Raw genomic sequence first — 24,259 nt, 5'->3', positions numbered from 1 at the left:
AGCAATAACAGGAAGCAAGCCCATTTACAAAAAGGGGGCAAAGAACAAGTTTGTACTTAAACTGTCCAGCGCCCCACTTGTTGTTGTGCGTCGAACAGCTCAGTCAAGAGACTAAGCCTGTTCATTCGCTAAGGTTTTATTATACTAACTCGATGATTACCATTGGAGCACCGTCACCGCGGCGAGGTCCAAGTTTCATAATACGAGTGTATCCGCCTTGACGCTCTTCGTAACGAGAAGCAACATCGCTGAATAATTTTTGAACAGCATCTTGGTTCTCTTCAGCATTTGCAACTTCATTACGGATAAAAGCAGCAGCTTGACGACGTGCGTGTAGGTCACCACGTTTACCAAGAGTGATCATTTTTTCAACAACTGAACGAAGTTCTTTTGCACGAGCTTCTGTTGTTTCAATACGCTCATTGATGATTAAGTCTGTTGCTAAGTCACGTAGCATCGCTTTACGCTGAGCACTAGTACGTCCTAACTTTCTGTATCCCATGAGAGTTTCCCTCCTTTGTTGAAGTCATTCCCCGAGCTGTAAAAACTTGCTTATGATCAATCGTCTTTACGCAAGCCTAAACCAAGCTCTTCTAATTTATGTTTCACTTCTTCAAGTGATTTTCTTCCTAAGTTACGAACCTTCATCATATCTTCTTCAGTCTTGTTAGCCAATTCCTGAACAGTGTTGATGCCTGCACGCTTTAGGCAGTTATAAGAACGAACAGAAAGATCAAGTTCTTCAATAGTCATTTCAAGTACTTTTTCTTTTTGATCTTCTTCTTTTTCAACCATGATTTCAGCATTTTGTGCTTCATCAGTTAAACCGACAAAGATATTTAAATGCTCAGTTAAGATCTTCGCTCCAAGTGCAACCGCATCTTGAGGACCTGTACTTCCGTCAGTCCAAACATCGAATGTTAACTTATCATAGTTAGTCATTTGCCCTACACGTGTATTCTCTACTTGATAGGAGACACGAGCAACTGGTGTATAGATCGAATCAATCGGAATCACACCGATCGGCTGATCTTCGCGTTTGTTTTGGACAGCAGGCGTATAGCCTCTTCCGCGTTTTGCAGTCAAGCGCATGTGTAAATGGCCATTTGAACCAAGTGTAGCGATATGAAGATCTGGATTCAGAATCTCTACATCACTGTCATGCGTGACATCCGCTGCTGTAACAACACCCTCGCCTTGCACATCAATTTCAAGTGTTTTTTCTTCATCGGAGTAGATTTTCAGTGCTAGCTTCTTAATGTTTAAAATGATAGATGTTACATCTTCTACGACGCCTTCAATTGTTGAGAACTCATGAAGTACCCCATCAATTTGGATCGATGTGACAGCGGCACCTGGGAGTGAGGATAAAAGAATACGACGTAAGGAGTTACCCAGAGTTGTACCATATCCACGCTCTAGTGGCTCTACGACGAACTTCCCGTACTTGGCATCATCGCTGATCTCAACCGTTTCGATTTTTGGTTTTTCTATTTCGATCATCAAAATATACCCTCCTTCAAAACGTCGAAACCCCGGCTAGTTTTTCTAACCGAAATTCCCCCATGTATACGTTCCCGTTTTGTGCACAACAACTGGAATAATTATTCTGTATAAAAACGAAAATTGTATCATATCCCATTATAGACAAGGATACAAAATCTATACAGTAAAATTATACACGGCGGCGTTTTGGTGGACGACATCCGTTATGCGGAACAGGAGTTACGTCTCTAATTGCAGTAACTTCAAGTCCTGCAGCTTGAAGAGCACGAATAGCTGCTTCACGACCTGCACCAGGTCCTTTAACAGTTACCTCTAAAGATTTCATACCATGCTCCATGGAAGTTTTAGCTGCTGTTTCAGCTGCCATTTGTGCTGCGAAAGGAGTGGATTTACGAGAACCTCTGAACCCTAAAGCCCCAGCACTTGACCAAGAAAGAGCATTTCCATGTGCATCTGTAATAGTTACGATTGTGTTATTGAAAGTAGAACGGATATGTGCAATACCATTTTCAATATTCTTTTTGACACGGCGTTTACGTGTGTTAGTTTTACGAGCCATTTAAAGTACCTCCTTTACAGATTATTTCTTCTTGTTCGCTACAGTCTTACGAGGACCTTTGCGTGTACGTGCGTTGTTTTTCGTGTTTTGTCCACGAACAGGTAATCCACGACGGTGACGAAGACCGCGGTAGCTTCCGATTTCCATTAAACGTTTGATGTTAAGTGAAATTTCACGACGAAGATCACCTTCAACTTTTAACTTGTCGATTTGCTCACGGATTTTGTTTAATTCATCTTCTGTTAGATCGCGAACGCGAGTGTCTTCAGATACACCAGCTTCAGCAAGAATCTTTGAAGAAGTATTTCTACCAATACCATAGATATAAGTTAATGAGATAACCACACGTTTCTCACGTGGTACATCTACACCAGCAATACGTGCCATTTATACGCGCACCTCCTTGTTATTAACCTTGTTTTTGTTTGTGTTTAGGGTTTTCACAGATAACCATTACTTTGCCGCGTCTGCGGATGACTTTGCACTTTTCGCAGATCGGCTTAACTGATGGTCTTACTTTCATTATCCTAACCTCCTTAATAGTACGGAGCGCAATGATTACTTAAAGCGATATGTGATTCTTCCACGAGTTAAATCATATGGAGAAAGCTCAACAGTTACTTTATCTCCAGGTAAGATACGGATGAAGTGCATACGAATTTTACCGGACACATGAGCTAACACTGTATGACCATTTTCTAATTCTACCTTAAACATTGCATTTGGCAAAGTATCAACTACTGTGCCTTCTATCTCGATTACATCGTCTTTTGCCATCGAACGCGTCTCCCTTCTTAATCAAAATACGAAATCTTAAATGCTTAGATTAACCTAAGACATTAGCTTTTCTTTGTTAAACTACGCGGTCAGGTTTCTAAAAGATCTGCTCCAAACCTGAAGAGTTACTAAATTATTGTCCTGCTTATGGCTGCCGATTAAAATCAGTACAACCAATCAACAACCTTATAATTATAGCATACTGACTATGTTTACGTCTTGTAAAAAGAGAAAATTCTTTTTGAACGCAAATTGTCCAGAATTTTTTCATGAAACCTTATGTCTAAATGACTGTTAGAATTTCATAACCTGTTTCTGTGATCGCTATTGTATGCTCAAAGTGAGCACATCTAGATCCATCAACCGTAACAACGGTCCACTGGTCAGCCAGCGTTTTCACATAGCGGCTTCCGGCGTTTACCATCGGTTCGACAGCAAGTACCATGCCCGGTTTTAAACGAGGTCCTTTATTCGGGGGACCATAATGTGGAATTTGCGGCTCCTCATGTAAGTCTTGCCCTATCCCATGCCCGACATACTCACGTACAATAGAAAAACCATTTGATTCCGCAAATGTTTGAATCGCATGAGAGATGTTCGATAACCGTTCTCCTGGAATCGCTTCTTTAAGGCCTGTATATAATGACTGCTCCGTTACGTCTAATAAGCGTTTCGTATCATCATCAATGCGGCCGACAGCATACGTCCAGGCAGAATCACCATGATAACCGTTATATTTGGCGCCAATATCGATGCTGATAATATCGCCATTTTTTAAGACCCGATCACCAGGAATACCATGAACAAGTTCATCATTTACTGAAGCACATATACTTCCTGTAAACCCGTTATAGCCTTTAAATGACGGAAATGCATCATGCTTTTTTATAAAGCTTTCAGCAATTCTATCAAGCTCTTTCGTGGTTATTCCAGGGGCAATATGCTTTTTCAGTTCCTCGTGCGTCAGTGCAACAATTCTTCCGGCTTCACGCATAATCGCAATTTCTCGCTCGGTTTTGCAAATAATCATTTAGACAAATCTCCGAGTAGAACATCAATATCAGAAAATACTTTACCGATCTCTTGCTGGCCATCAATATTGCGTAAATAGCCTTTAGATTCATAAAAACCAAGTAATGGCTTTGTTTGTTTAATATTAACATCAAGGCGATTTTTCACAGTTTCTTCATTATCATCTGCACGTTGATATAATTCTCCGCCACAACGGTCGCATACGCCTTCCTTAGCAGGAGGATTAAATACAAGATGATAAGTAGCTCCGCAGCTTTTGCAGATTCTGCGGCCAGTGAGGCGCTCCATCAAGATCTCTTGATCTACATCAATATTAATAACATAGTCCATTGTTTTGTTTAGTTCAGAAAGGATGTTTTCAAGTGCTTCCGCTTGAGGTACCGTTCTTGGAAACCCATCAAGCAAAAACCCTTTTTCACAGTCTGATTCGCTTAAACGCTCGCGTACAATGCCGATCGTAACTTCATCAGGAACGAGTTCGCCTTTGTCCATGAACGATTTAGCTTGCAGGCCTAGTTCCGTTTCTCCTTTGATGGCTGCGCGGAACATATCTCCTGTGGAAATATGAGGGATGCCGTATTTTTGGACAATTTTCTCTGCTTGTGTACCTTTTCCGGCACCAGGGAGCCCCATTAATACTAGATTCAAGTGAATTCCCCCTAGTCTGAAAATGGTTATAGGGAACACACGTCCCCTTTAACCAGATTATTTTATAAAGCCTTTATAATGACGTTTAACAAGCTGTGACTCAAGCTGCTTCATTGTATCAAGTGCAACACCGACAACAATTAGTAAGCTTGTTCCTCCAATTTGCGCTGATTCTGGTAATCCTGCGATATTAATGAAAAACATCGGCACAATTGAAATCGCGGTAAGGAATAATGCACCAACAAATGTTAAACGGTAGAGAACGCGTGTTAAGTATTCCTGCGTATTTTTACCAGGTCTGATCCCTGGTACATAACCGCCCTGCTTCTTTAAGTTTTCAGAGACTTGCTCTGGGTTAACTTGAATGAAAGCATAGAAATACGTAAATGCAATAATCAGCGCACTATAGATTACCATACCAATTGGCTCTGTGTAATCAAATACAGTGATTATCCAATCTGTAACACTATTTGACTCAAAGAAGCCCGCAATTGTTCTTGGCGTAACAATAAATGATACAGCGAAGATTACTGGAATAACTCCAGCTGCGTTAACTTTCAATGGCAAATGTGTGTTTTGCATACCAGCAGAAGCATTGCCTGCAGATACCCGTTTTGCATATTGCACAGGAATTTTCCTTAAAGCCTGTTGGATGAAAATTGTACCAACGATTATAGCAATAACTGCAATAAGGATCAGCACCATTGTAATGATGCGAAGGAATAACTGGTCACCCGCATTTTCAAATTGCTGTGCATAGATCTGATTGACGATATTTGGAATACCAGCAACGATCCCAGCAAAAATGATAATGGAAATTCCGTTTCCTACTCCCTTTTCAGTAATTTGCTCGCCCAGCCACATTAAAAATGCAGTTCCAGCGGTCAATACTGTTGCAATAAGCAGGTATGAACCTATACCAGTATTCTCAATTAGCATACCGCCTGCCAGGTTATTAAACCCATAAGACATACCAAGAGCCTGGATAAATCCAAGCACGATAGTAAAATAGCGAGTAAACTGTGCTAACTTACGGCGCCCAACATCTCCTTGCTTAGACCATTCCGTAAATTTAGGCACAACATCCATTTGCAGAAGCTGCACAATGATTGATGCTGTGATATACGGCATGATCCCCATAGCAAGAATAGAGAAGTTAAGAAGTGCACCGCCGCCAAATGTATTCAGCACACCAAATACATTTAGTGAATCCTGTGCTTGCAGTACATCGGCATTCACACCTGGCACAGGTATGAACGTACCGATGCGAAAAACAATCAGCATTAAAAGGGTGAATATAATCTTGTTTCTTATATCACCCACGCGCATAAAATTGGAGATTGTCTTAAACATTAAATCACCTCTGTTTGACCGCCGGCAGCTTCAATAGCTTCCTTTGCAGCAGAGGAGAATTTATGAGCTTTAACTGTAAGCTTTTTCTCAACTTTGCCTTTAGCAAGAATTTTGATTCCTGCTCTTTCTTTGCTGACTACACCAGTTTCGATTAGAAGCTCTGGTGAAACCACAGTTCCGTCTTCGAAGCGGTTTAGGGCGTCAAGGTTTACAACAGCATAATCTTTACGATTGATGTTTGTAAATCCGCGTTTTGGCAAGCGTTGGAATAAAGGTGTTTGACCACCCTCAAAACCAGGACGTACACCGCCGCCTGAACGTGCGTTTTGACCTTTATGACCTTTACCAGCAGTTTTACCATTACCAGAACCGATTCCGCGACCTTTACGCTTACGTTCTTGACGAGAACCTTCTGCAGGTTTTAATTCATGAAGTTTCATGTTGGCACCTCCTTATTTTATAGAAGAGTGATAATTAGTTTTCTTTAACCGTAACAAGGTGAGCTACCTTATTGATCATACCGCGGATTGCTGCATTATCCTGGTGCTCAACTGTTTGGTGCATTTTACGCAAGCCAAGGGCTTTAACTGTTTCGCGTTGGTCCTGTGGGCGGCCAATCACGCTGCGAGTGAGGGTCACTTCTAGTTTATTCGCCATCTGATTTCCCTCCTTATCCTAACAGTTCTTCTACTGATTTACCACGTAGTTTTGCTACGTCTTCAGCACGTTTTAATTGGTTCAGTCCGTCCAATGTAGCGCGAACCATGTTAATTGGTGTGTTTGTTCCTAGAGATTTAGAAAGGATATCGCCAACACCAGCTAACTCAAGAACCGCACGGACAGGACCACCAGCGATAACTCCAGTACCTTCATATGCAGGTTTCAGAAGAATTTCGCCAGCACCGAAATGACCGATTACTTGGTGAGGAATTGTAGTTCCAACCATAGGTACTTCGATTAGGTTTTTCTTCGCATCTTCAATTGCTTTACGGATAGCTTCCGGCACCTCTTGTGCTTTACCAGTTCCAAAGCCAACGTGACCGTTTTTGTCACCTACTACTACAAGAGCAGAGAATCTAAAACGACGTCCACCTTTAACAACCTTCGCAACACGGTTAACCGTAACTACGCGCTCTTCAAGTTCAAGTTTGTTTGGATCAATACGACGCATCTTTTTGTGTCCCTCCTTTGTCTATTAAAATTCCAACCCGTTTTCGCGTGCAGCATCAGCTAATGCTTTTACGCGGCCATGATAGAGGTATCCTCCACGGTCGAATACTACAGAATTAACTCCTTTTTCAACAGCACGTTTTGCAACTAGTTCTCCAACTTTAACAGCTGCATCAACATTGCTTGTAGAATCAAGGTTAACATCTTTATCAAGTGATGACGCACTTGCAATTGTTACTTTGTTTACATCATCAATTAATTGAGCGTAAATGTGTTTGTTTGAACGGAACACATTTAAACGAGGACGAACCGCAGTTCCAGAAAGCTTTGCACGAACACGTGCATGTCTTTTTTTACGAACTGCATTTTTATCAGCCTTCGTAATCATTTCGGTCACTCCTTTCGTTTACCTAAGCGGCATTACTTACCTGTTTTACCTTCTTTACGGCGCACATATTCGCCTTCATAACGGATCCCTTTACCTTTGTAAGGCTCTGGAGGACGAACGTCACGGATGTTAGCTGCTAAAGCACCAACACGTTCTTTGTTAGTTCCTTTAACGATAACTTTTGTATTAGATGGTACTTCGATTTCAAGACCTTCTTCAGGCTCGATTTCTACAGGGTGAGAATAACCAACGTTTAACACTAGCTTTTTCCCTTGTTTTTGAGCACGGTAACCGACACCGATAAGCTCTAAACCTCTTTCAAAGCCTTTGGAAACTCCCTCAACCATGTTAGCGATCAATGCACGAGTAGTTCCGTGTAGAGCACGGTGCTCTTTAGATTCAGATGGACGAACAATGTTAATGATGTTCTCTTCCACTTTCACTTCGATATCAGGGTTAAATGAACGAGAAAGTTCACCTTTAGGACCTTTAACTGTAACTGCTGCTCCATCAATTGTAATAGTTACACCAGATGGAATTTCGATTGGTTTTTTACCTATACGAGACATTTATTGCACCTCCATTCATTAAGAAACTCTATTACCAAACGTATGCTAGTACTTCTCCGCCAACTTGTTTAGCGCGAGCTTCTTTATCTGTAAGAACTCCTTGAGAAGTAGAAACTAGTGCGATACCTAAACCGTTAAGTACACGAGGTACTTCATCAGCTTTTGCGTATACACGAAGACCAGGCTTACTGATACGCTTAAGACCAGTAATAACGCGCTCGTTGTTTGCACCGTATTTTAAGAAAATGCGGATAATGCCTTGCTTATTGTCTTCGATAAACTCAACATCACGCACGAATCCTTCACGCTTAAGGATTTCAGCAACTTCTTTCTTGATATTAGAAGCAGGAACTTCTAATTTTTCGTGACGAACCATATTCGCATTACGGATGCGAGTAAGCAAATCTGCAATTGGATCTGTCATGACCATTGTTTTTACCTCCTTCCCAACTTTGGGTTTTACCAGCTAGCTTTTTTCACACCAGGTATTTGACCTTTATATGCTAATTCACGGAAACAAATACGACAAAGCTTAAATTTACGGTATACAGAATGTGGACGGCCGCAACGCTCGCAGCGTGTATATTCTTGTACCTTGTATTTAGGCGTGCGTTTTTGCTTCGCAATCATTGACTTTTTAGCCACGTTTTCGCCTCCCTCTATTTAGCGATTACTTTTGGAATGGCATTCCAAATTGAGTTAAAAGTTCACGAGCTTCTTCATCAGTATTAGCTGTAGTTACGATAACGATATCCATACCACGAACTTTGCTTACTTTATCGTAATCAATCTCAGGGAAGATTAATTGTTCTTTCACACCAAGTGTGTAGTTTCCACGGCCGTCAAAAGACTTTTTAGAAATACCGCGGAAGTCACGTACACGTGGAAGAGAAACCGATACTAATTTATCAAAGAATTCGTACATACGCTCACCGCGTAGTGTAACTTTAGCACCGATCGGCATGCCTTCACGAAGACGGAAGCCAGCGATTGATTTCTTCGCACGTGTCACAAGTGGTTTCTGTCCAGTGATTTGTGCTAGTTCTTCAACAGCATTATCTAATGCTTTTGAGTTTGAAACTGCATCACCGACACCCATGTTGATAACGATTTTTTCAAGCTTTGGAACTTGCATTACTGAACTATAGTTGAACTTGCTCACTAGAGCAGGTGTAATTTCTTTACTGTGTTTTTCTTTTAGGCGGTTCATTCATAGTACCTCCCTTCTTCTATTAACTATTTATCTAGAACTTCACCGGATTTTTTTGCTACACGTACTTTTTTGCCATCAACCGTCTTGTAGCCTACACGAGTTGGTTCACCAGACTTAGGGTCAACAGGCATAACGTTTGATACATGAACAGGTGCCTCTTGGCTGATGATTCCGCCTTGCGGATTCACTTGGGATGGCTTAGCGTGTTTCTTAACAACGTTTACTCCTTCAACTAGCACTCGGCTTTGTTTAGGGAAAGCTGCTAGGATAACACCTGTTTTGCCTTTATCCTTACCAGAGATGACCATAACTTTATCACCTTTTTTTACATGCATCTGTGCGCACCTCCTTAAAGGCAATTTGATTTAGATTTATAATACTTCTGGAGCTAATGAAACAATTTTCATGAAGTTGTTGTCACGAAGTTCACGCGCAACAGGTCCGAAAATACGAGTACCACGAGGACCTTTATCATCACGAATAATCACACATGCGTTTTCATCAAAACGAATGTAAGTACCGTCATTACGGCGAACACCGCTTTTTGTTCTAACAACTACAGCTTTAACAACGTCACCTTTTTTAACAACGCCACCTGGTGTTGCTTGTTTCACTGTACAAACGATGACATCACCAATGTTTGCAGTTTTACGGCCTGAACCGCCAAGAACTTTGATAGTTAGTACTTCACGAGCACCAGAGTTGTCAGCAACTTTTAAACGTGATTCTTGTTGAATCATGTGTGTAACCTCCCTTCGGGATCAGACTCCCTACCGAACAATTAGATAATAACTGCTTTCTCAACAACTTCTACTAGACGGAAGCGTTTAGTCGCAGATAGTGGACGAGTTTCCATAATACGAACGATATCGCCAATTTTTGCTTCGTTTTGCTCATCATGAGCTTTAAACTTTTTAGAGTACTTAACGCGTTTACCATATAGAGCATGCTTTTTGTATGTTTCAACCAAAACAGTAACAGTCTTATCCATTTTGTCAGAAACCACACGTCCTGTGTAAACTTTGCGTTGGTTGCGTTCACTCATTGTGCGAACCTCCTCTCAATATCACTTGCTAAAACCAATTTCTCTTTCACGGATAACAGTTTTCATACGAGCGATCGCCTTGCGAACTTCACGAATGCGAGCTGTATTTTCCAGTTGTCCAGTCGCCAATTGAAAGCGAAGGTTAAAAAGCTCTTCTTTTAAAGATTTCACTTTTTGTTCAATTTCTGCAGTGGTAAGGTCACGAATTTCATTAGCTTTCACTTGATTCACCACCAATTTCTTCTCGTTTTACAAACTTACATTTTACAGGAAGTTTGTGTGATGCAAGGCGAAGTGCTTCACGAGCGATTTCTTCAGAAACACCAGCGATTTCAAACATGATTTTCCCAGGTTTAACAACTGCTACCCAGCCTTCTGGAGCACCTTTACCAGAACCCATACGGACTTCTAGAGGCTTTGCAGTATAAGGCTTATGTGGGAAGATTTTAATCCAAACTTTACCGCCACGTTTCATGTAACGAGTCATTGCGATACGTGCAGATTCGATTTGACGGTTAGTGATCCAAGAAGCTTCTAATGCTTGTAGACCATATTCACCGAATGTTACTTCAGTTCCGCCTTTTGCTTGACCGCGCATTTTCCCACGGTGTACACGACGATATTTGACGCGCTTTGGTACTAACATATTAGTTGCCTCCTTCCGCAGTTTTCTTCTTTGCTGGAAGGACCTCTCCACGATAGATCCATACTTTTACGCCTAATTTACCGTAAGTAGTATCTGCTTCAGCTGTAGCATAGTCGATATCAGCACGAAGTGTATGAAGTGGAACTGTTCCTTCACTGTATGATTCAGAACGAGCGATATCAGCACCGCCAAGACGACCAGATACCATTGTTTTGATACCTTTAGCGCCAGCGCGCATAGCACGTTGAATTGTTTGTTTTTGAGCACGACGGAATGATACGCGGTTTTCTAATTGACGAGCAATGTTTTCCGCAACCAATTTCGCATCGATGTCAGCTTTTTTGATTTCAAGAATGTTAATGTGAACACGTTTGCCAGTAAGTGAGTTAAGAGACTTACGAAGCGCTTCAACTTCAGTACCACCTTTACCAATTACCATACCTGGCTTAGCAGTGTGGACAGTGATGTTCAAGCGGTTAGCAGCACGTTCGATTTCTACTTTAGAAACAGAAGCATCCTTTAAGCGCTTTGTGATATACTCACGCACTTTTAGGTCTTCGTGTAAAAGATCAGCATAGTCTTTGCCTGCATACCATTTAGATTCCCAATCACGAATAACTCCGATACGCAAACCGACTGGATTTACTTTTTGACCCACTGATTATCCCTCCTTCTTTTCTGATAAAACGATAGTGATGTGGCTAGTGCGCTTGTTAATTGCGCTTGCACGACCCATTGCACGAGGACGGAAACGTTTTAAAGTTGGTCCTTCGTCAACGAATGCTTGAGCTACTACTAAATTGTTTACGTCCATTTCGTAGTTGTGCTCAGCGTTTGCCAATGCAGATTTTAATACTTTTTCTACGATTGGAGAAGCTGCTTTTGGAGTCAGATTAAGAATCGCTACCGCTTCACCAACTTGCTTTCCTCGAATTAAATCTACGACTAAACGAGCTTTACGAGGAGCAATACGAACTGTTCTTGCAACAGCTTTAGCTTGCATTTGAATGCCCTCCTCTCATTAACGTCTTGTTTTCTTATCATCATTGCCATGGCCTTTGTATGCACGAGTTGGAGCGAATTCTCCAAGCTTGTGTCCTACCATGTCTTCTGTGATATATACAGGCACATGTTTACGACCATCATATACTGCAATAGTATGTCCGATGAATTGCGGGAAGATCGTAGAACGACGAGACCAAGTTTTTGTAACAGACTTGCTTTCGGTTTCGTTAAGCTTTTCGATCTTTGTCATTAAATGTTCGTCAACAAAAGGTCCTTTTTTTAAGCTGCGACCCATGATTGAACCTCCCTTCGTGATTGTTCTACGGTCCTGTTCTGGAACCGTAGCTCAATCCCGTTATTTTTTACGGCGACGCACGATAAATTTATCTGATTTGTTGTTTTTCTTACGAGTTTTGAATCCAAGAGTCGGTTTGCCCCAAGGAGTCATTGGAGACTTACGTCCGATTGGCGCACGACCTTCACCACCACCGTGTGGGTGATCGTTAGGGTTCATTACAGATCCACGAACTGTAGGACGTTTGCCTAACCAACGTGAACGACCTGCTTTACCAATGTTAATAAGCTCATGCTGCTCATTACCAACTTGACCGATTGTTGCACGGCAAGTAGCAAGAATCATACGAACTTCACCAGAGTTTAAACGTACTAATACGTATTTGCCTTCTTTACCAAGTACTTGTGCACTTGTTCCAGCAGAACGTACTAATTGTCCGCCTTTACCAGGTTTTAATTCGATATTGTGGATTACAGAACCCACAGGAATATTTGAAAGTGGTAATGCGTTACCCACCTTGATATCTGCTTCAGGACCAGACATTACTTCCATACCCACTTCTAAATTCTTAGGAGCTAGGATGTAACGCTTTTCTCCATCAACATAGTTAATTAATGCAATGTTTGCTGAACGGTTTGGATCATACTCGATTGTAGCAACGCGGCCTGGAATGCCATCTTTGTTGCGTTTAAAATCGATTAGACGATATTGACGCTTATGACCGCCACCTTGATGACGAACTGTCAACTTACCTTGGTTGTTACGACCACCTTTACGCTTAATAGGAGCAAGTAAAGATTTTTCCGGTTTGTTTGTTGTGATTTCAGCGAAATCAGAAACCGTCATGCCGCGACGACCATTAGAGGTAGGTTTATACTTTTTAATCGCCATTTCGTTTCCCTCCTCTTCTAGTTAGATCAATAATATTATGCTTCGAAAATCTCGATTTCTTTGCTATCGGCAGTTAGTTTAACAATCGCTTTACGGCGTTTGTTTGTGTATCCGCCAAATTTGCCCATACGCTTGAATTTACCTTTGTAGTTCATGATGTTGACTTTTTCAACTTTCACGTCAAAGATTTCTTCAACAGCGTCTTTAACTTGTGTTTTGTTAGCTCTTACATCAACTTCGAAAGTGTACTTTTTCTCAGCCATGATGTCAGTAGAACGTTCTGTGATAACGGGGCGCTTAATGATATCGCGTGCATCCATTATGCAAGCACCTCCTCTACTTTTTCAACCGCTTGTTTCGTCATGATTAATTTATCATGATTTAAAACATCTAACACACTAATTCCAGCAGCAGTTACAACAGTTACACCAGGAATGTTACGTGCAGATAATGCTACGTTTTCATCAAGGTCAGCTGTTACGATAAGTGCTTTAGAATCAACTGATAGACCTTTTAGAAGACCTTTGAAATCCTTTGTTTTTGGAGCTTCAAAAGCTAAACCTTCTAATACAAGTACATTTTCATCTAATACTTTAGAAGAAAGTGCAGATTTAATTGCTAAACGGCGAACTTTTTTAGGTAATTTATAGCTGTAGCTGCGTGGTACAGGACCGAATACAGTACCGCCTCCGCGCCATTGTGGAGATCTGATAGATCCTTGACGAGCACGGCCAGTACCTTTTTGGCGCCATGGTTTACGTCCACCGCCCGCTACTTCAGAACGAATTTTTGTTTTATGAGTTCCTTGACGTAATGATGCTCTTTGCATAACTACTGCTTCGAACATTACGTGGTTATTAGGCTCAATACCAAAGATTGATTCGTTAAGTTCGATATCACCAACTTTAGAACCGCTTTGGTTATATAATGCTACTTTAGGCATTTATGTTTCCTCCTTTCCAGTGTAATTACTTCGCTTTTACCGCGCTCTTAATTTTAAGAAGTGCTTTTCTAGGACCTGGCACATTTCCTTTAATTAAAAGAAGGTTGCGTTCTGCATCCACTTTAACGATTTCAAGGTTTTGAACTGTGATTTGCTCTCCGCCCATGCGTCCTGGTAATAATTTACCTTTGAATACACGGTTTGGAGCTACAGGACCCATTGAACCAGGACGACGGTGGTAACGTGAACCGTGTGCCATTGGCCCGCGAGATTGTCCGTGGCGTTTGATAGCACCCTGGAAACCTTTACCCTTTGAGATTCCTGTTACATCAACAGTTTCGCCCTCAGCGAAAATTTCTACTTTGACTTCTTGACCAACTTCATACTCAGCTAAGTTTACGTCGCGGAATTCACGAACGAAGCGCTTAGGAGCAGTGTTTGCTTTTGCAACGTGACCTTTTTCAGGTTTGTTTGAAAGCTTTTCGCGTTTGTCTTCGAAACCGATTTGGATCGCTTCGTATCCGTCTGTTTCAGCAGATTTCTTTTGAAGAACAACGTTTCCAGCAGTTTCAACAACTGTTACCGGGATTAGATCACCGTTTTCAGCAAATACTTGAGTCATACCAATCTTTCTTCCTAAGATTCCTTTGGTCATATCAGTCACACCTCCTACAATATGTTAGTTATTTATTAAATTAAAGCTTAATTTCGATATCCACACCAGATGGCAGATCTAAACGCATTAGAGAATCAACCGTTTGTGGTGTTGGGTTAATGATGTCGATTAGACGTTTATGCGTACGCATTTCGAATTGCTCACGAGAATCTTTATACTTATGCACCGCACGAAGAATTGTGTAGATTGACTTTTCAGTTGGCAATGGGATTGGACCAGATACAGCCGCACCAGAGCGTTTTGCAGTTTCTACAATTTTCTCAGCAGATTGATCAAGGATTCTGTGATCATACGCTTTTAAACGAATACGAATTTTTTGTTTTGCCATTATTTTCCCTCCTTTTCGCCTATTTTAATATAGACATTCTCCGTGAAAATTTCCCACACACTCGCCATGGCAAAGCGGCCGGGTGTGTCAGCAACCTTTCACTTCATCGCAGTCAAAGACCAACATTGTCTATTATACAGAAACTATAAATGAAATGCAACATAAATATTGATTCATTTCTGTTTCGCGCACTTTTTTAATTATATCTACTTATGATCCTTATTTCAAGTAGTTCTTTTAACTAACAGCAATTTCTATTTTAACATCAGATTATTGATGTGTTTCTTCTATATAATAGTTGCATAAATACCATAACTTTATATCACTTTGATCGAGATCCTTCTTCAAGAGGGTTTGCCCTTTTATTAATATAAGTTATAGAAGCATTAAGGAATTTTTATTCAGAATAGAATTGAAATGTGCTTGTTTATATTTCTCTTTAGATATTTGCACATAACATTCAAATGTATAAGTGACTCTGGTGGGTTTGGCTTATAGATAATATCCTTTTAACTTTTCTATAGTTAAGTCATCGAATAGTTGTTGTACTTAAGTATTATTTGATAGAGTTTGTTAGCCTATAGCTTGATTACATATAAAGCACAAAAAAGCTGCAGCTCCTGTACAGGGACTGCAGCTAAAAGAATAATGAAGTTTTTTTATAAAAAAGAGCCAGGAGAATTTCTCCCGGCTCTTAGTTTAATTATTCAACGATTGTAGCTACTACTCCAGCACCTACAGTACGTCCACCCTCACGGATAGAGAACTTAGTACCTTCTTCGATAGCGATTGGAGCGATTAGCTCAACGTGCATTTCGATGTTATCCCCAGGCATAACCATTTCTACGCCTTCAGGAAGGTTACAAATACCAGTTACATCAGTTGTACGGAAGTAGAACTGAGGACGGTAGTTTGTGAAGAATGGAGTGTGACGTCCACCCTCTTCTTTAGATAATACGTAAACTTCTGCTTTGAACTTTGTGTGTGGCTTGATTGTACCTGGCTTAGCAAGTACTTGTCCACGTTGGATATCTTCACGTGCAACACCACGTAGAAGTGCACCAATGTTGTCACCAGCTTCAGCATAATCAAGAAGCTTACGGAACATTTCAACACCTGTTACAGTTGTTGATTTTGGCTCTTCAGTGAAACCAGTGATATCGATAACGTCTCCAACTTTAACTACTCCACGCTCAACACGTCCAGTAGCAACTGTTCCACGTCCAGTGATAGAGAATACATCCTCAACTGGCATCATGAATGGCTTGTCAGTGTCACGAGTTGGTGTTGGGATATACTCATCAACAGCAGCCATAAGCTCGTTGATTTTTTCTTCCCATTGAGCATCTCCTTCAAGAGCTCTTAGAGCAGAACCTTTGATAACTGGGATGTCATCGCCAGGGAACTCATATTCAGAAAGAAGGTCACGAACTTCCATTTCTACTAACTCAAGAAGTTCTTCGTCATCTACCATGTCACATTTGTTCATGAATACAACAAGGTAAGGTACACCTACTTGACGAGAAAGAAGAATGTGCTCTCGAGTTTGTGGCATTGGGCCGTCAGCAGCAGAAACAACTAGGATTCCGCCGTCCATTTGTGCAGCACCAGTGATCATGTTTTTAACATAGTCAGCATGTCCTGGGCAGTCAACGTGTGCATAGTGACGGTTTGGAGTTTCGTACTCAACGTGTGCAGTTGAGATTGTGATTCCACGCTCGCGCTCTTCTGGAGCTGCGTCGATTTGATCATATCCGCGTGCTTCACCGCCGCCTGCTTTTGAAAGAACAGTAGTGATAGCAGCTGTTAAAGTAGTTTTACCATGGTCAACGTGTCCGATAGTACCGATGTTAACATGGGGTTTTGAACGGTCAAATTTAGCTTTTGCCATTTTAAAAGTCCTCCTTCGGATTGTAAAAGTTAAGTATTTTTTAATGACGGCCGGAAGGTAACTCCCGGCAGTCTAATAGCCTACAATAGTAGTTATACTTGATTGAAAAGGTAAAATCAATTATTCACCTTTATTTTTTTTGATGATTTCTTCAGAAATTGATTTTGGTACTTCTTCATAGTGATCAAAGTGCATTGAGAATACACCGCGACCTTGCGTGCTAGAACGCAATGAAGTTGCGTAACCAAACATTTCTGAAAGTGGAACCATTGCACGAACTACTTGTGCGTTTCCACGAGCATCCATACCTTCAACACGTCCGCGACGTGATGTAACGTTCCCCATAATGTCTCCTAGGTATTCTTCAGGGATGATTACTTCTATTCTCATAATCGGCTCAAGAATTACTGGGTTACATTTTGAAGCAGCATTCTTAAGTGCCATTGATGCAGCAATTTTAAACGCCATTTCAGATGAGTCAACATCATGGTAAGATCCATCGTATAATCTAGCTTTAATATCAACAAGAGGATATCCAGCAAGAACCCCTCTATCTAGAGAGTCTTCTAGTCCAGCTTGAACTGCCGGGATGTATTCACGAGGAACAACCCCACCAACAATGCCGTTTTCGAATTCAAACCCTTTTCCTTCTTCGTTTGGAGAGAATTCAATCCAAACGTGTCCGAATTGTCCGCGTCCACCAGATTGACGTGCGAATTTACCTTCTACTTGAGCAGAAGTACGGAAAGTTTCACGGTATGCAACCTGAGGTGCACCAACGTTTGCTTCCACTTTAAATTCACGACGCATACGGTCAACTAGGATATCCAAGTGAAGCTCACCCATACCCGCGATAATAACTTGTCCAGTTTCCTGGTCAGTATGCGCACGGAATGTTGGATCTTCTTCTTGTAGTTTTTGTAGAGCAGTTGTCATCTTATCTTGGTCGGCCTTAGATTTAGGCTCGATAGAAAGCTGAATAACTGGCTCTGGGAATTCCATAGATTCAAGGATTACTAATTCTTTTTCATCACATAGAGTATCCCCAGTTGTAGTATCTTTTAGACCTACAGCTGCTGCGATATCTCCAGCATGTACGATTGAGATCTCTTCACGAGAGTTTGCGTGCATTTGCAGAATACGTCCTACGCGCTCACGCTTACCTTTTGTAGAGTTCTGTACGTATGAACCAGAATTAAGTGTTCCAGAATACACACGGAAGAATGTTAACTTACCAACATAAGGGTCAGTCATAACTTTAAATGCAAGTGCAGCAAATGGCGCATCGTCACTAGAAGGACGAGTTACCTCTTCATCTGTATCAGGAAGAGTTCCTTTGATTGCTGGTACATCTACTGGAGATGGCAGGTAATCAATTACTGCATCAAGCATTTTTTGAACACCTTTGTTTTTGAAAGCTGATCCACAGATTACAGGATAGAATTCAACGTTTACTGTACCTTTACGAATTACCGCTTTTAGCTCTTCGTTAGAGATTTCTTCTCCACCAAGGTATTTCTCCATTAATTCTTCATCAAGCTCAGCTACCGCTTCAATTAACTTTTCACGATATTCTTCAGCTTGATCCATGTATTCAGCAGGAATTTCACGATCTTCGATATCTGTACCAAGGTCATTACCGTAGAACGTAGCTTTCATTTCAATTAGGTCGATGATACCTTCGAATTGATCTTCAGCACCAATCGGTAATTGAATCGCTGCAGCATTTGCTTGCAGACGGTCATGCAATGTGCCTAGAGAGTATAAGAAGTCAGCTCCAAGCTTATCCATTTTGTTTACGAAAACAACACGTGGTACACCATATGTTGTTGCTTGACGCCAAACTGTTTCAGTTTGAGGCTCAACACCAGATTGAGCATCAAGTACTGCTACAGCACCATCAAGTACACGAAGTGAACGTTCAACTTCAACAGTGAAGTCTACGTGTCCCGGTGTATCGATAATGTTTACACGGTGACCTTTCCATTGAGCAGTAGTAGCAGCGGAAGTAATTGTAATTCCGCGCTCCTGCTCTTGTTCCATCCAGTCCATCTGTGAAGCACCTTCATGTGTTTCACCGATTTTGTGAATACGGCCAGTGTAGTAAAGTACACGTTCAGTTGTTGTTGTTTTACCAGCATCAATGTGAGCCATGATACCAATATTACGAGTATTTTCTAAGGAGAACTCTCTTGCCATTGGGTCTTTCTCCTTCCTAGTATAAGGGTTATTTTATTTAATAAGGTTATCTTACCAGCGATAGTGAGCAAACGCTTTGTTTGCTTCCGCCATTTTATGCATATCTTCACGTTTCTTAACAGATGCACCAGTGTTGTTAGCTGCATCAAGGATTTCGTTAGCTAAACGCTCTTCCATTGTTTTTTCACCGCGAAGACGTGAGTAGTTCACTAACCAGCGAAGACCTAAAGTCGTACGGCGGTCAGGACGCACCTCAACTGGTACTTGGTAGTTAGCTCCACCAACACGGCGTGCTCTAACTTCAAGTACAGGCATGATGTTTTTTAACGCTTGATCAAAAACTTCCATTGGCTCTTTGCCAGTGCGTTCTTGAATAGTATCAAATGCAGAATATAGGATCGCTTGCGCTTTCCCTCTCTTACCATCGATCATCATTTTGTTGATTAAACGGCTGATAAGCTTTGAGTTGTAAATCGGATCTGGCAATACGTCTCTCTTTGCTACAGGACCTTTACGTGGCATTTAATTTTCCTCCTTTCAGAAAGGGTTGTATTTTAAGTTGTTTGTTTTATTATTTCTTAGCTGCTTTCGGACGCTTAGCACCGTATTTAGAACGGCCTTGCATACGATTGTTAACACCAGCTGTATCTAAAGCACCGCGTACGATGTGGTAACGTACACCCGGTAAGTCTTTTACACGTCCTCCACGGATAAGAACAACGCTGTGTTCTTGAAGGTTGTGGCCGATACCAGGAATATAAGCGTTAACCTCAATTCCGTTTGTTAAACGAACACGTGCATATTTACGTAACGCCGAGTTCGGTTTCTTTGGAGTCATTGTACCAACACGTGTACATACACCGCGTTTTTGTGGTGAAGAAACATTTGTTTGTACTTTTTTGAAGCTGTTGTAACCTTTGTTAAGCGCAGGTGAATTTGACTTCTCCTCTTTAGTTTTACGAGGCTTGCGCACTAATTGGTTAATAGTAGGCATGATTGTTTTCCTCCCTTCATCTTTTCGTGTAAGCCCACACATCCAGGTGGTTCATTTTGAAGCAAAAACAAAGTTCTTGCAGAAGTCTTCCGCAAAAACAGTTTTTAATTAATTATCGCAACAGCAGTTGCTCCAACTTGTATCCCGCATGCTTTTCCGAGCTTTTTCATCGAATCTGCATATTGAATCGGAACAAGTAATTCCTTCGCTGTATTCTCTACTTTTGCCAGTACATGTCGATCAGCATCAGCAGCCAATATAACTTCTTGGACTGTTCCTGTTTTTAGAGCCTTTACTGTTTGCTTTGTTCCTACTACAAAGTTTTTTGCCTGCAATACTTTTTCATAAGACATCATTCATATCCTCCAAAGTATCCAGTTAATAGGAGCACCTTTGCTATATTAGCATCTTTAAAACTTAATGTCAACAAAGATTTCAAACTGGGCAGATAAATATCATTTAAATGCGGTATTTGCTCGAGAAAGCAAATACCGCATTCCTATTATTTATTCAACTGTTACTGCATCTTCAGCAGCTTCGTTGGCAGTATAAGGTTCTGCTGTCCGGTAACGCTGCATGCCTGTTCCGGCAGGTACAAGCTTACCGATGATAACATTTTCCTTCAAGCCAAGCAGCTCATCACGTTTTCCTTTAATTGCAGCATCCGTAAGAACTCTTGTTGTTTCTTGGAAGGATGCAGCAGATAAGAATGAATCCGTTTCGAGTGAAGCTTTTGTGATTCCAAGTAATACTGGGCGGCCGGTTGCAGGAATTTTCCCTGCAAGAAGAGCTTTTTCGTTTGCATCAGTGAACTGGTGGATATCAAGCAATGTACCTGGAAGCACATCTGTTTCAGCCGCATCAATGACACGAACTTTACGAAGCATTTGGCGTACCATTACTTCGATATGCTTATCCCCAATTTCAACCCCTTGCATACGATAAACTTTCTGTACCTCACGCAGTAAGTATTCTTGAACTGCTGTAACATCTTTGACTTTGATTAACTCTTTCGGGTCAATTGAACCTTCAGTTAATTCCTGTCCGCGTTCAACTCGGTCGTTGACAGCAACTTTTAAACGCGCTGTATATGGCGCATTATATGTGCGTGATTCAACTTCGCCTTGAACGACGATTTCATGCTGGCGGTCGCGGCCTTCATTAATGCCTACGATCACACCATCGATTTCAGAAATGACTGCCTGACCTTTAGGATTACGCGCTTCAAAGATCTCCTGGATACGCGGTAGACCTTGTGTGATATCGTCTCCCGCAACCCCGCCTGTATGGAAAGTACGCATTGTTAACTGTGTACCTGGCTCACCGATGGATTGAGCAGCAATGATACCAACTGCTTCCCCAACCTCAACCTCTTGACCTGTTGCAAGGTTGCGGCCATAACACTTCTTACATACACCGTGGCGAGTATTACAAGTAAATGCTGAACGGATCCACACAGTCTCAATGCCTGCATCAATAATTTGAACAGCGATGTCTTCTGTAATTAGATCATTCTCAGCGACGATAATTTCTTTTGTTTCAGGATGCTTCACCGTTCTTCTTGCATAACGTCCAATTAAACGTTCGTCAAGAGCTTCGATTACTTCTGTGCCATCCTTTAAGGCTGAAATCTCAAGACCGCGGTCAGTACCACAATCATCATCACGAACGATAACATCTTGAGCAACATCAACAAGACGGCGTGTTAAGTAACCTGAGTCAGCTGTCTTAAGAGCTGTATCGGCAAGACCTTTACGCGCACCGTGAGTGGAGATGAAGTATTCCAATACTGTTAGACCTTCACGGAAACTTGATTTAATCGGAAGTTCAATGATACGTCCAGCCGGGTTGGCCATTAGTCCGCGCATACCAGCAAGCTGTGTAAAGTTAGACGCGTTACCACGGGCTCCGGAATCACTCATCATGAATATCGGGTTCGATTTATCAAGGGATTTCATCAATCTTGATTGGATATCATCCTTCGCAGCACTCCAGATGGAAATAACTCTGTCATAACGCTCATCTTCTGTGATTAAACCACGTCTGAATTGCTTTGTGACATTATCAACCTTATTTTGTGCTTCTTGGATGATCTGCTCTTTATCACCTAATACTACGATGTCGGATACACCAACAGTAATACCGGCTTTTGTAGAGTAGCGGAATCCAAGATTTTTCATGCGGTCAAGCATTTTAGATGTTTCAGTAATCTTAAAGCGTTTAAATACTTCCGCAATAATATTACCTAGAATTTTCTTCTTGAACGGATCTACAAGCGGCATTTCCATGATTGCTGCAGGTACGTCTGTACCAGGATCTACAAAGTACTTCTTAGGTGTTTCTTCTTCTAAGTTTGTTTTTGTAGGCTCATTAATGAATGGGAATGTCTCAGGTAAAATCTCGTTAAAGATCAGTTTTCCAACTGTCGTAATTAATAGCTGGTTGTTTTGCTCTTCTGTAAAGGTTTGATTGTTTAATGAAGAAGCATTAACTGCTACTCTCGTGTGAAGATGAACATATCCATTTTGGTATGCTAATAGCGCTTCACTCGTATCATTAAAGATCATTCCTTCTCCAACTGCTCCTTCTCTTTCAAGAGTTAAGTAGTAGTTACCTAGTACCATATCCTGAGAAGGTGTTACAACTGGTTTTCCATCTTTCGGGTTCAAGATGTTTTGTGCCGCTAGCATTAGAAGTCTTGCTTCAGCTTGAGCTTCTGAAGAAAGCGGAACGTGAACAGCCATTTGGTCTCCGTCAAAGTCAGCGTTATAAGCTGTACATACGAGCGGATGCAGACGGATTGCACGGCCTTCTACAAGTGTAGGCTCAAATGCCTGAATTCCAAGTCTATGCAGAGTAGGGGCACGGTTAAGAAGAACTGGATGTTCTTTAATAACACTTTCTAGCACATCCCAAACTTCCGGCTGTACTCTTTCAATTTTGCGTTTTGCAGATTTAATATTATGAGCAAGACCCTTTTCAACCAATTCCTTCATAACAAAAGGCTTAAATAGCTCTAATGCCATTTCTTTTGGTAATCCGCACTGATACATTTTCAGGTTCGGTCCTACAACGATAACGGAACGGCCTGAGTAGTCAACACGTTTACCCAGAAGGTTTTGACGGAAACGTCCTTGCTTACCTTTTAGCATATGTGACAATGATTTTAATGGACGGTTACCTGGTCCAGTGACTGGTCTGCCGCGACGGCCATTATCGATTAATGCATCAACCGCTTCTTGAAGCATACGTTTTTCGTTTTGAACAATGATGCTTGGAGCACCAAGGTCTAATAAACGTTTTAAACGATTATTACGGTTGATAACACGACGGTAAAGGTCGTTTAAGTCAGAAGTAGCGAAACGTCCGCCATCTAACTGTACCATTGGGCGAAGCTCTGGAGGAATAACAGGAAGAACATCAAGAATCATCCAAGAAGGTTCATTGCCAGAACCACGGAATGCTTCAATTACTTCTAATCTTTTAATTGCACGTGTACGACGCTGCCCTTGAGCAGTACGCAGTTCTTCTTTAAGGGTATCAGCCTCTTTATTTAGGTCGATTTCTGAAAGAAGTTTTTTAATGGATTCAGCACCCATTGATGCTTGGAACTTTGTTCCGTATTTTTCACGGTATGCACGGTATTCCTTTTCGGATAACAGCTGCTTTTTCTCTAGCGCTGTATCACCAGAATCTGTCACTACATAGGATGCGAAGTAAATAACCTCTTCCAATGCACGCGGTGACATATCCAAAACAAGCCCCATACGGCTAGGGATCCCTTTGAAGTACCAAATATGAGAAACAGGAGCCGCAAGCTCAATATGACCCATTCTTTCACGACGGACTTTTGCACGTGTTACTTCAACGCCGCATCGGTCACAAACTACACCTTTGTAACGAACTCGTTTGTATTTTCCGCAATGACATTCCCAGTCTTTTGTAGGACCAAAAATGCGTTCACAGAACAAACCGTCCTTTTCTGGCTTTAATGTACGATAGTTAATCGTTTCAGGTTTTTTTACCTCACCATGTGACCAAGAACGGATCTTGTCAGGTGAAGCTAGACCTATTTTCATATACTCAAAATTATTTACATCTAGCAAGGGGCCTACCTCCCTTTTGATCTCC

Annotated in this window: 36 protein-coding genes; all 36 read right to left on the bottom strand. The window is 41.4% G+C overall.

Annotation, left to right across the window (positions count from 1 at the left end):
* Positions 1–139: 139 nt before the first annotated feature.
* Complete coding sequence (gene rplQ, locus J1899_RS00860; protein WP_066441511.1) at positions 140–502, bottom strand: 50S ribosomal protein L17; 363 nt, start codon at positions 500–502, stop codon at positions 140–142.
* A 56-nt stretch (positions 503–558) separates the two neighbouring features.
* Positions 559–1,503, bottom strand: a complete 945-nt coding sequence (locus J1899_RS00855) for a DNA-directed RNA polymerase subunit alpha (protein ID WP_066441514.1) — start codon at positions 1,501–1,503, stop codon at positions 559–561.
* A gap of 172 nt (positions 1,504–1,675) precedes the next feature.
* Positions 1,676–2,065 carry a 30S ribosomal protein S11 gene (gene rpsK / locus J1899_RS00850; RefSeq protein ID WP_066441517.1) on the bottom strand — a complete coding sequence of 130 codons (390 nt, stop codon included), beginning with the start codon at positions 2,063–2,065 and terminating at the stop codon, positions 1,676–1,678.
* Between the two features lie 21 nt (positions 2,066–2,086).
* The gene (gene rpsM / locus J1899_RS00845; protein ID WP_066441520.1) at positions 2,087–2,452 is read right to left on the bottom strand and encodes a 30S ribosomal protein S13; all 366 of its coding nucleotides are present in this window, start codon (positions 2,450–2,452) and stop codon (positions 2,087–2,089) included.
* A gap of 22 nt (positions 2,453–2,474) precedes the next feature.
* Positions 2,475–2,588 carry a 50S ribosomal protein L36 gene (gene rpmJ / locus J1899_RS00840; protein WP_000868344.1) on the bottom strand — a complete coding sequence of 38 codons (114 nt, stop codon included), beginning with the start codon at positions 2,586–2,588 and terminating at the stop codon, positions 2,475–2,477.
* Between the two features lie 35 nt (positions 2,589–2,623).
* The gene (gene infA / locus J1899_RS00835) at positions 2,624–2,842 is read right to left on the bottom strand and encodes a translation initiation factor IF-1 (protein ID WP_009336604.1); all 219 of its coding nucleotides are present in this window, start codon (positions 2,840–2,842) and stop codon (positions 2,624–2,626) included.
* Positions 2,843–3,125: 283 nt separating this feature from the next.
* Positions 3,126–3,872 (bottom strand): type I methionyl aminopeptidase, encoded by a 747-nt coding sequence (gene map, locus J1899_RS00830; RefSeq protein ID WP_066441523.1) that lies wholly within the window; start codon positions 3,870–3,872, stop codon positions 3,126–3,128.
* Positions 3,869–4,522 carry an adenylate kinase gene (locus J1899_RS00825; protein ID WP_066441526.1) on the bottom strand — a complete coding sequence of 218 codons (654 nt, stop codon included), beginning with the start codon at positions 4,520–4,522 and terminating at the stop codon, positions 3,869–3,871. Before J1899_RS00825 ends, map begins: the two co-directional genes overlap by 4 nt.
* A gap of 57 nt (positions 4,523–4,579) precedes the next feature.
* On the bottom strand, positions 4,580–5,875 hold the full coding sequence (secY, locus tag J1899_RS00820) for a preprotein translocase subunit SecY (protein WP_066441528.1): 1,296 nt from the start codon (positions 5,873–5,875) through the stop codon (positions 4,580–4,582).
* Positions 5,875–6,315: a 50S ribosomal protein L15 gene (gene rplO / locus J1899_RS00815; RefSeq protein WP_066441530.1), complete on the bottom strand. Its 441-nt coding sequence runs from the start codon at positions 6,313–6,315 to the stop codon at positions 5,875–5,877. Before rplO ends, secY begins: the two co-directional genes overlap by 1 nt.
* A gap of 34 nt (positions 6,316–6,349) precedes the next feature.
* Positions 6,350–6,532, bottom strand: a complete 183-nt coding sequence (gene rpmD / locus J1899_RS00810; RefSeq protein WP_066441532.1) for a 50S ribosomal protein L30 — start codon at positions 6,530–6,532, stop codon at positions 6,350–6,352.
* Positions 6,533–6,545: 13 nt separating this feature from the next.
* On the bottom strand, positions 6,546–7,046 hold the full coding sequence (gene rpsE, locus J1899_RS00805; RefSeq protein WP_066441535.1) for a 30S ribosomal protein S5: 501 nt from the start codon (positions 7,044–7,046) through the stop codon (positions 6,546–6,548).
* A gap of 24 nt (positions 7,047–7,070) precedes the next feature.
* Positions 7,071–7,433 carry a 50S ribosomal protein L18 gene (gene rplR / locus J1899_RS00800; RefSeq protein WP_066441536.1) on the bottom strand — a complete coding sequence of 121 codons (363 nt, stop codon included), beginning with the start codon at positions 7,431–7,433 and terminating at the stop codon, positions 7,071–7,073.
* A gap of 32 nt (positions 7,434–7,465) precedes the next feature.
* A complete protein-coding gene (gene rplF, locus J1899_RS00795; RefSeq protein ID WP_066441537.1) occupies positions 7,466–8,002 on the bottom strand; it encodes a 50S ribosomal protein L6 in 537 nt (178 codons plus the stop codon).
* A 31-nt stretch (positions 8,003–8,033) separates the two neighbouring features.
* Positions 8,034–8,432 (bottom strand): 30S ribosomal protein S8, encoded by a 399-nt coding sequence (rpsH, locus tag J1899_RS00790; protein WP_066441538.1) that lies wholly within the window; start codon positions 8,430–8,432, stop codon positions 8,034–8,036.
* A 29-nt stretch (positions 8,433–8,461) separates the two neighbouring features.
* Positions 8,462–8,647 (bottom strand): 30S ribosomal protein S14, encoded by a 186-nt coding sequence (gene rpsN, locus J1899_RS00785; RefSeq protein ID WP_009499044.1) that lies wholly within the window; start codon positions 8,645–8,647, stop codon positions 8,462–8,464.
* 25 nt (positions 8,648–8,672) lie between these two features.
* The gene (gene rplE / locus J1899_RS00780) at positions 8,673–9,212 is read right to left on the bottom strand and encodes a 50S ribosomal protein L5 (protein ID WP_066441549.1); all 540 of its coding nucleotides are present in this window, start codon (positions 9,210–9,212) and stop codon (positions 8,673–8,675) included.
* Positions 9,213–9,238: 26 nt separating this feature from the next.
* On the bottom strand, positions 9,239–9,550 hold the full coding sequence (gene rplX, locus J1899_RS00775) for a 50S ribosomal protein L24 (protein ID WP_066441552.1): 312 nt from the start codon (positions 9,548–9,550) through the stop codon (positions 9,239–9,241).
* Between the two features lie 36 nt (positions 9,551–9,586).
* The gene (gene rplN, locus J1899_RS00770) at positions 9,587–9,955 is read right to left on the bottom strand and encodes a 50S ribosomal protein L14 (protein ID WP_066441555.1); all 369 of its coding nucleotides are present in this window, start codon (positions 9,953–9,955) and stop codon (positions 9,587–9,589) included.
* A 41-nt stretch (positions 9,956–9,996) separates the two neighbouring features.
* Complete coding sequence (gene rpsQ / locus J1899_RS00765) at positions 9,997–10,260, bottom strand: 30S ribosomal protein S17 (protein WP_066441558.1); 264 nt, start codon at positions 10,258–10,260, stop codon at positions 9,997–9,999.
* A gap of 21 nt (positions 10,261–10,281) precedes the next feature.
* Positions 10,282–10,482, bottom strand: a complete 201-nt coding sequence (gene rpmC, locus J1899_RS00760; protein WP_009336588.1) for a 50S ribosomal protein L29 — start codon at positions 10,480–10,482, stop codon at positions 10,282–10,284.
* Positions 10,472–10,906, bottom strand: a complete 435-nt coding sequence (gene rplP, locus J1899_RS00755) for a 50S ribosomal protein L16 (RefSeq protein ID WP_066441560.1) — start codon at positions 10,904–10,906, stop codon at positions 10,472–10,474. Before rplP ends, rpmC begins: the two co-directional genes overlap by 11 nt.
* A 1-nt stretch (position 10,907) precedes the next feature.
* The gene (gene rpsC, locus J1899_RS00750) at positions 10,908–11,564 is read right to left on the bottom strand and encodes a 30S ribosomal protein S3 (RefSeq protein ID WP_066441563.1); all 657 of its coding nucleotides are present in this window, start codon (positions 11,562–11,564) and stop codon (positions 10,908–10,910) included.
* Between the two features lie 3 nt (positions 11,565–11,567).
* A complete protein-coding gene (rplV, locus tag J1899_RS00745) occupies positions 11,568–11,909 on the bottom strand; it encodes a 50S ribosomal protein L22 (protein ID WP_066441564.1) in 342 nt (113 codons plus the stop codon).
* 18 nt (positions 11,910–11,927) lie between these two features.
* A complete protein-coding gene (gene rpsS / locus J1899_RS00740) occupies positions 11,928–12,206 on the bottom strand; it encodes a 30S ribosomal protein S19 (RefSeq protein ID WP_066441566.1) in 279 nt (92 codons plus the stop codon).
* Between the two features lie 60 nt (positions 12,207–12,266).
* Entirely contained in the window at positions 12,267–13,097 is an 831-nt protein-coding gene (gene rplB, locus J1899_RS00735; RefSeq protein WP_066441571.1) for a 50S ribosomal protein L2, read from the bottom strand.
* Positions 13,098–13,132: 35 nt separating this feature from the next.
* Positions 13,133–13,417 (bottom strand): 50S ribosomal protein L23, encoded by a 285-nt coding sequence (gene rplW / locus J1899_RS00730; protein WP_066441577.1) that lies wholly within the window; start codon positions 13,415–13,417, stop codon positions 13,133–13,135.
* Entirely contained in the window at positions 13,417–14,040 is a 624-nt protein-coding gene (rplD, locus tag J1899_RS00725) for a 50S ribosomal protein L4 (protein WP_066441580.1), read from the bottom strand. The genes rplW and rplD overlap by 1 nt, the downstream gene beginning before the upstream one ends.
* 25 nt (positions 14,041–14,065) lie before the next feature.
* Positions 14,066–14,695, bottom strand: a complete 630-nt coding sequence (rplC, locus tag J1899_RS00720) for a 50S ribosomal protein L3 (protein ID WP_066441583.1) — start codon at positions 14,693–14,695, stop codon at positions 14,066–14,068.
* Between the two features lie 40 nt (positions 14,696–14,735).
* The gene (gene rpsJ, locus J1899_RS00715) at positions 14,736–15,044 is read right to left on the bottom strand and encodes a 30S ribosomal protein S10 (protein WP_009791329.1); all 309 of its coding nucleotides are present in this window, start codon (positions 15,042–15,044) and stop codon (positions 14,736–14,738) included.
* A 703-nt stretch (positions 15,045–15,747) separates the two neighbouring features.
* Positions 15,748–16,935 (bottom strand): elongation factor Tu, encoded by a 1,188-nt coding sequence (gene tuf, locus J1899_RS00710; RefSeq protein ID WP_066441586.1) that lies wholly within the window; start codon positions 16,933–16,935, stop codon positions 15,748–15,750.
* Between the two features lie 120 nt (positions 16,936–17,055).
* Positions 17,056–19,134, bottom strand: coding sequence for an elongation factor G (gene fusA, locus J1899_RS00705; protein ID WP_214476895.1), 2,079 nt, complete (start codon positions 19,132–19,134; stop codon positions 17,056–17,058).
* Between the two features lie 51 nt (positions 19,135–19,185).
* The gene (gene rpsG, locus J1899_RS00700; RefSeq protein WP_066441590.1) at positions 19,186–19,656 is read right to left on the bottom strand and encodes a 30S ribosomal protein S7; all 471 of its coding nucleotides are present in this window, start codon (positions 19,654–19,656) and stop codon (positions 19,186–19,188) included.
* 49 nt (positions 19,657–19,705) lie between these two features.
* The gene (gene rpsL, locus J1899_RS00695; protein WP_066441591.1) at positions 19,706–20,128 is read right to left on the bottom strand and encodes a 30S ribosomal protein S12; all 423 of its coding nucleotides are present in this window, start codon (positions 20,126–20,128) and stop codon (positions 19,706–19,708) included.
* A 104-nt stretch (positions 20,129–20,232) separates the two neighbouring features.
* The gene (locus J1899_RS00690) at positions 20,233–20,481 is read right to left on the bottom strand and encodes a 50S ribosomal protein L7ae-like protein (protein WP_066451217.1); all 249 of its coding nucleotides are present in this window, start codon (positions 20,479–20,481) and stop codon (positions 20,233–20,235) included.
* Positions 20,482–20,634: 153 nt separating this feature from the next.
* The gene (gene rpoC / locus J1899_RS00685) at positions 20,635–24,234 is read right to left on the bottom strand and encodes a DNA-directed RNA polymerase subunit beta' (protein ID WP_214476893.1); all 3,600 of its coding nucleotides are present in this window, start codon (positions 24,232–24,234) and stop codon (positions 20,635–20,637) included.
* Between the last annotated feature and the right edge of the window lie 25 nt (positions 24,235–24,259).

This window comes from Cytobacillus gottheilii (assembly GCF_018582665.1).
GTDB lineage: Bacteria > Bacillota > Bacilli > Bacillales > Cytobacillaceae > Cytobacillus > Cytobacillus gottheilii.
This window is presented reverse-complemented; position numbering and strand designations above follow the sequence as displayed.